Source organism: Mycobacterium sp. E3198 (assembly GCF_001667015.1).
Taxonomy (GTDB): domain Bacteria; phylum Actinomycetota; class Actinomycetes; order Mycobacteriales; family Mycobacteriaceae; genus Mycobacterium.
In genome coordinates this window covers 1-5,862 of record NZ_LZIS01000225.1, presented here as the reverse complement: position 1 = coordinate 5,862, position 5,862 = coordinate 1, and the positions used below count along the sequence as shown (strand labels likewise).

Sequence of the window (5,862 nt, the reverse complement as noted above, 5' to 3'; positions counted from 1 at the left end):
CCGGGACCTCGGGTGACGGCGGGGCGGGCGGCCACGGCGGCGCCGGCGGCATGTTCGAAGGGTCCGCGGGCGCCGGTACCGGTGCCCATCCCGCTACCGATACCCGGTTTCGGCGGCCCGCCCGGAGGGGGCTTCGGCGGCGGTCACGGGGACGACGATCACGGTGGCTTCCCCGGCGGCGGGCACGGCGGATTCGGCGGCGGTCACGGGCACGGCGGGCACGGCGGGTTCGGTATCCCCGGCATCCCCGGCCTCTAGGCCTTTCAGACAGGCCTTTCAGGCCCGACACCGCCACCTGTCATCTGCCGTTTGCCTCCCGCTCAGCACGGCGATGCAGTTAGCTCATCGCGGCCACCTACACCGGTGGTATGCGATGCACCGTCTTCGGCACCGGCTACCTGGGTGCCACCCACGCGGCAGGAATGGCCGAACTGGGACACGACGTCGTCGGCGTCGATATTGATGCGGGCAAGATCGCGAAGCTGGCCGGCGGTGACATCCCCTTTTACGAGCCGGGCCTGCGAAAGTTGTTGACCGACAACCTGGCCGCCGGGCGGCTGCAGTTCACCACCGACTACGACATGGCGGCCGATTTCGCCGACGTCCATTTCCTGGGGGTGGGCACGCCGCAGAAGAAGGGCGAATACGGCGCCGACCTGTGCCACGTGCACGCCGTCATCGATGCGCTGGTGCCCCGGCTGACCAGGCCGTCGGTGCTCATCGGCAAGTCGACGGTCCCGGTGGGCACCGCGGCCGAGCTGAACCAGCGCGCCGCCGCGCTGGCGCCGGCCGGGGTCGACGTCGAAATCGCCTGGAACCCGGAGTTTCTGCGCGAGGGCTACGCCGTGCACGACACCCTGCACCCGGACCGCATCGTGCTTGGGACACAACAGGATTCGACGCGCGCCGAGGCCGCGGTCCGTGAGCTGTACGGCCCGCTGCTCGACGCGGGGGTGCCCTTCCTGGTGACCGACCTGCAAACGGCGGAGTTGGTGAAGGTTTCCGCCAATGCCTTTCTGGCGACCAAGATCTCGTTCATCAACGCCATCTCCGAGGTGTGCGAGGCCGCGGGCGCCGACGTCAGTCTGCTGGCCGACGCGCTCGGCTACGACCCGCGCATCGGTCGCCAATTCCTCAACGCCGGCCTGGGTTTCGGCGGCGGCTGCCTGCCCAAGGACATCCGCGCGTTCATGGCCCGCGCGGGTGAGCTGGGGGCCGACCAGGCGCTGACGTTCCTGCGCGAGGTCGACAGCATCAACATGCGCCGGCGCACCCGGATGGTCGAACTGGCCACCGCGGCGTGCGGCGGTTCGTTGCTGGGCGCCAACATCGCCGTGCTGGGCGCGGCGTTCAAACCGGAATCCGACGACGTGCGCGACTCGCCCGCGCTCAACGTCGCCGGGCAGCTGCAGCTCAACGGCGCGGCGGTCAACGTGTACGACCCCAAGGCGCTGGACAGCGCGCAGCGGCTGTTCCCGACGCTGAACTACGCGGTTTCGGTCGAAGAGGCCTGCGAGCGCGCGGATGCGGTGCTGGTGCTCACCGAGTGGCGGCAGTTCGTCGACCTGGATCCCGACGACCTGGCCGACCGGGTGCGGGCCCGCGTCATCGTCGACGGCCGCAATTGCCTCGACTTCGCCCGCTGGCAGCGTGCGGGGTGGCGGGTGTTCCGCCTCGGGGCGCCGCGGCCCTAGCTCCCCTAGGTCAGTCCGGCGTTCCCGGCCGAGCCGATCAGCCCGCCGGCGCCGCCGGCGCCCGCGTCGCCCTCGGGCACGCCGATCCCGGCGTTGCCCCCGGTGCCGCCGTTGCCGAACAGCACCGCGCCGCCGCCGTTGCCGCCGTCGCCGCCGCGCCCCGTGACGCCCTGCCCGCCGGCGCCGCCGTCACCGCCGTAGCCGACGAGCGCGGCGTTGCCGCCGCTGCCGCCGTTCCCGCCGGTGGTCTCGCCCGCCCCGCCGGCCCCGCCGGCGCCGCCGCTGCCGGACAGCCCACCGGCGTTGCCGCCGCTGCCGCCGTCGCCACCGGCGCCACCGCCGCCGGTGCCGCCGTTGCCGCCGCGCCCGGCGGTGCCCTGGACGGGCCCGGAGTTGCCGCCGTGGCCGCCGGCCCCTCCGCGACCGCCGATGCCCGTGCCGCCGTCGCCGCCGGCGCCGCCATTGCCGGAGATGCCCCGGGTATTGCCGCCGGCGCCGCCGGCGCCGCCGTTGATCGAGCCGCTCCCACCGTCACCGCCGGCGCCCGCGGACCCTTCGAACATGCCGCCGGCGCCGCCGTGGCCGCCCGCCCCGCCGTCACCCGAGGACCCGGCGCCGCCGTGGCCGCCGGCGCCGCCGTTGCCCCACACCGTGCCGTTGCCGCCGTCGCCGCCAACACCGCCGCTACCGCCATGGCCGTCGCCGCCGGCGCCGCCGACCCCGCCGGCGCCGAGGAGCCCGCCGTTGCCGCCCGCGCCGCCGTTGCCGCCGTCGGTGAAGCCCGTGCCGCCGGCGCCGCCGGCGCCTCCGGTCGGCTGTGTCGGCCCGCCGATCCCGCCGTTGCTGGCGATGCTGAACAGCCCGCCGTTGCCGCCGGCGCCGCCGTTGCCGCCGGCGCCGCCCGTCGAGAGCCCGCCCGACCCACCGGCGCCGCCCGCACCGAAGATCCCGCCGGCCCCGCCGGCGCCGCCGTTCCCGCCGGTGGCGGCGGTGGAAGAGAAGCCGCCGGCGCCGCCCGCGCCGCCGGCGCCGAACAGCGCGCCGGCCCCGCCGTTGCCGCCGTTGCCGGGAGTGGCGCCCGACCAGCCGGCGCCGCCGGCGCCGGCGGAGCCGAGCAGCCCCGCGGCCCCGCCGTTGCCGCCGTTGGGGTGGGTGGCGCCACCGGAACCCCCGCTCCCGCCGTTGCCGAGCAGGATGCCGGCGTCCCCGCCGTTCTGCCCCGTTCCCGGGGCCCCGTTGGCGCCGTTGCCGATCAGCGGGCGTCCGAACAGCGCCTCCGTCGGCGCGTTGACGGCGTCCAGCAGGCTCTGCTGGACGTTGGCGGCCTCGGCGCCGACGTACGAGGCCGCGCCCGCGCTCAACGTCTGCACGAACTGATCGTGAAATGCCGCCGCCTGCGCACCCAGCGCGTGAAAGTCCAACGCCTGACCGGAAAACAGCGACGCGACCGCCGCCGACACCTCGTCGGCGCCCGCGGCCACCACCCGCGTCGTCGAGGCCGCCGCAGCGGCGTGGGCCTCGCTCAGCGCGGTGCCGATGCCGGCCAGGTCCGAAGCCGCCGCCCCGAGCGCCTCCGGTGCAGTGATCACAAACGACATTCCCCCGCACCTTTCGTCAGGTCCTCGAAGGGACGTTATCGCGGCCGCCGGGTCGGCGCAGTGGATCAACGGGTCCGGGCCGGCGGGTAGCCTGACCGCGTGGACTATGCCGCCGCGTTCCTCGCCGAGAACCGGGCGTTCGCCGAGCTTTTCCGCGGCGCCGACGAGTCGGCGCCGGTGCCGACGTGCCCGGGCTGGACGCTGACCCAGCTGATGCGCCATGTCGGGCGCGGCGACCGCTGGGCGGCGCAGATCGTGCGCGACCGGCTCGAGGAGTACCTCGACCCGCGGGCCGTGGAAGGCGGCAAGCCGCCGCCGGATCTTGCCGACGCGATCTCCTGGCTGCAGGGCGGCGCGCAGCGGCTGCTCGACGCCGTCGAGCTGACGGGCGTGGAAACGCCGGTGTGGACCTTCCTCGGGACGCGCCCCGCGAACTGGTGGGTTCGGCGGCGGCTGCACGAGACGGCGGTGCACCGAGCCGACGCCGCCCTCGCGACCGGCACCGAGTTCACCCTCGACGCGGAAATCGCGGCCGACGCGATCACGGAATGGCTTGAGCGGGTGGCGATTCAGGCCGGGGCCGAGGGCGCGCCGTTGCCGCTCGAGGACGGCGACACCCTGCACCTGCACGCCACCGATGCGGGCCTGGGTGACGCCGGCGAATGGACGATGCGCGTGGCCGGCGGGGCCATCGCCTGGTCGCACGATCACGGCAAGGGCAGCGCGGCGCTGCGCGGCGGCGCCACCGAGTTGCTGCTGGCCATCCTTCGCCGGGTCCCGGTGGCCGACACCGGTATCCAACTGTTCGGCGATGACGCCGTCTGGCAAAGATGGCTGGACCGTACGCCTTTATAACTCGGGTGGACACGGTACGTTGCTGACCATGACCACATCGGAGATCGCCACCGTTCTGGCGTGGCACGACGCCCTCAATGCGTCCGATATGCAGACGTTGGCGGCGCTTTCCAGCGACGACATCGAAATCGGCGACGCCCACGGGGCCGCCCAGGGCCATGAGGCGCTGCGCCGGTGGGCCGATTCCCAGCGAGGCACGGCGGAGCCCGGCCGGATGTACGTGCACGACGGCGTCGTGGTGGTCGAACAGAAGGTCAGCACCCCCGACGGGGGCGTCACCAACGCCGCGTCGGCGTTTCGGGTGGTCCACGACCACGTCACCGCGGTGTTCCGGCACGAGGATCTGGCCGCCGCGCTGGCGGCCACCGAAGTCACCGAGGCCGACCTCGTCAATTAGCGGCCGAAGAGGAGAGGCAGTTATGCGCGGGATCATCCTGGCGGGCGGATCGGGCACCCGCCTGCATCCGATCACCATCGGCATCAGCAAGCAGCTGCTGCCGGTCTACGACAAACCGATGATCTACTACCCCCTGTCCACGCTGATGATGGCCGGCATTCGCGACATCCTGGTCATCACGACGCCCCACGACGCGGCCGGCTTCGAGCGGCTCCTGGGCGACGGCTCGCAATTCGGCGTCAACCTCAGTTACATCCAACAGGCTGAACCCGAGGGCCTGGCACAGGCTTTCGTGCTCGGCGCCAACCACCTCGGCAACGATTCGGCGGCCTTGGTGTTGGGCGACAACATCTTCTACGGCCCCCGCCTGGGCACCAGCCTGAGTCGCTTCCAAAGCATAAGCGGCGGAGCCATTTTCGCTTACTGGGTGGCCAACCCGTCGGCCTACGGCGTCGTCGAGTTCTCCGACGACGGCATGGCGCTGTCGCTGGAGGAGAAGCCGGCCACGCCGAAGTCGCAATACGCGGTGCCGGGCCTGTACTTCTACGACAACGACGTGATCGAGATCGCCAAGAACCTGAAGAAGTCGGCGCGCGGCGAATACGAGATCACCGAGGTCAACCAGATCTACCTGAACCGCGGCCGGCTGTCCGTCGAGGTGATGGCCCGCGGGACGGCGTGGCTGGACACCGGCACCTTCGACTCGCTGCTGGACGCCAGCGACTACGTCCGCACGCTGGAACGGCGCCAGGGGCTCAAGGTCAGCGTTCCCGAGGAAATCGCGTGGCTGCAGGGCTGGATCACCGACGAGGAGCTGGCCAAACGAGCCCAGACGCTGGTTAAGTCCGGTTACGGCGACTACCTGCTGGGGCTGCTGGAACAGCGGCGGTGAACTCGCCGAGCCGGCAGCGCGCCGGCTAGAACGACCCGAGATTGCCGGGCTGGCCGAGCAGCAGCCCGCCGTTGCCGGGATTGCCCGGCGTGCCGGCGCCGGATTTCCCGACGTTGCCGCCGTTGCCGCCGTTACCGACCAGCACGGCGTTGCCGCCGTTACCGCCGTTGCCGCCGGCGAAGCCGCCGTTGGGCCCGGGGGCGCCGCCGGCGCCGCCCGCGCCGCCGTCGCCGATCAGCCCGCCGGTGCCGCCGCCCCCGCCGTTGCCACCGTCGCCGCCGGCGCCGGTGCCGCCGTCGCCGGCCCCGCCGGTGCCGCCGGCTCCGCCGGTCGCGACGATCTGCGCCGCCCAGCGGTCGCCGCCGTCACCGCCCGTACCGGGGACGGAGCCTTGGGCGCCCGAGACTCCACCGGCGCCGCCGTTGC

5 protein-coding genes and 2 pseudogenes are annotated in these 5,862 nt (G+C 73.4%); 5 read left to right on the top strand and 2 right to left on the bottom strand.

Annotated features, from left to right (window positions below; translation table 11 throughout):
• Positions 1-258 (top strand): annotated as a pseudogene (locus tag A5673_RS30210) (hypothetical protein); the annotation flags it as partial.
• A gap of 110 nt (positions 259-368) precedes the next feature.
• On the top strand, positions 369-1,694 hold the full coding sequence (locus A5673_RS23460; protein ID WP_068238216.1) for a UDP-glucose/GDP-mannose dehydrogenase family protein: 1,326 nt from the start codon (positions 369-371) through the stop codon (positions 1,692-1,694).
• Positions 1,695-1,699: 5 nt separating this feature from the next.
• Here the strand turns inward: A5673_RS23460 and A5673_RS23455 are convergent, their stop codons facing one another.
• Positions 1,700-3,292, bottom strand: coding sequence for a PE family protein (locus A5673_RS23455; protein ID WP_068238213.1), 1,593 nt, complete (start codon positions 3,290-3,292; stop codon positions 1,700-1,702).
• Positions 3,293-3,391: 99 nt separating this feature from the next.
• Between A5673_RS23455 and A5673_RS23450 the strand changes: the two genes are divergently transcribed.
• The 3 genes from A5673_RS23450 to rfbA are packed head-to-tail and all read left to right on the top strand — an operon-like array spanning position 3,392 to position 5,436.
• Complete coding sequence (locus A5673_RS23450; RefSeq protein ID WP_068238210.1) at positions 3,392-4,147, top strand: maleylpyruvate isomerase family mycothiol-dependent enzyme; 756 nt, start codon at positions 3,392-3,394, stop codon at positions 4,145-4,147.
• A gap of 28 nt (positions 4,148-4,175) precedes the next feature.
• A complete protein-coding gene (locus A5673_RS23445; protein ID WP_068238204.1) occupies positions 4,176-4,544 on the top strand; it encodes a nuclear transport factor 2 family protein in 369 nt (122 codons plus the stop codon).
• Positions 4,545-4,566: 22 nt separating this feature from the next.
• Positions 4,567-5,436, top strand: coding sequence for a glucose-1-phosphate thymidylyltransferase RfbA (gene rfbA / locus A5673_RS23440; protein ID WP_068238197.1), 870 nt, complete (start codon positions 4,567-4,569; stop codon positions 5,434-5,436).
• 25 nt (positions 5,437-5,461) lie between these two features.
• On the opposite strand, the pseudogene A5673_RS29710 reads toward rfbA, so the two are convergent.
• Positions 5,462-5,862, bottom strand: a pseudogene (locus A5673_RS29710) (PE family protein); the annotation flags it as partial.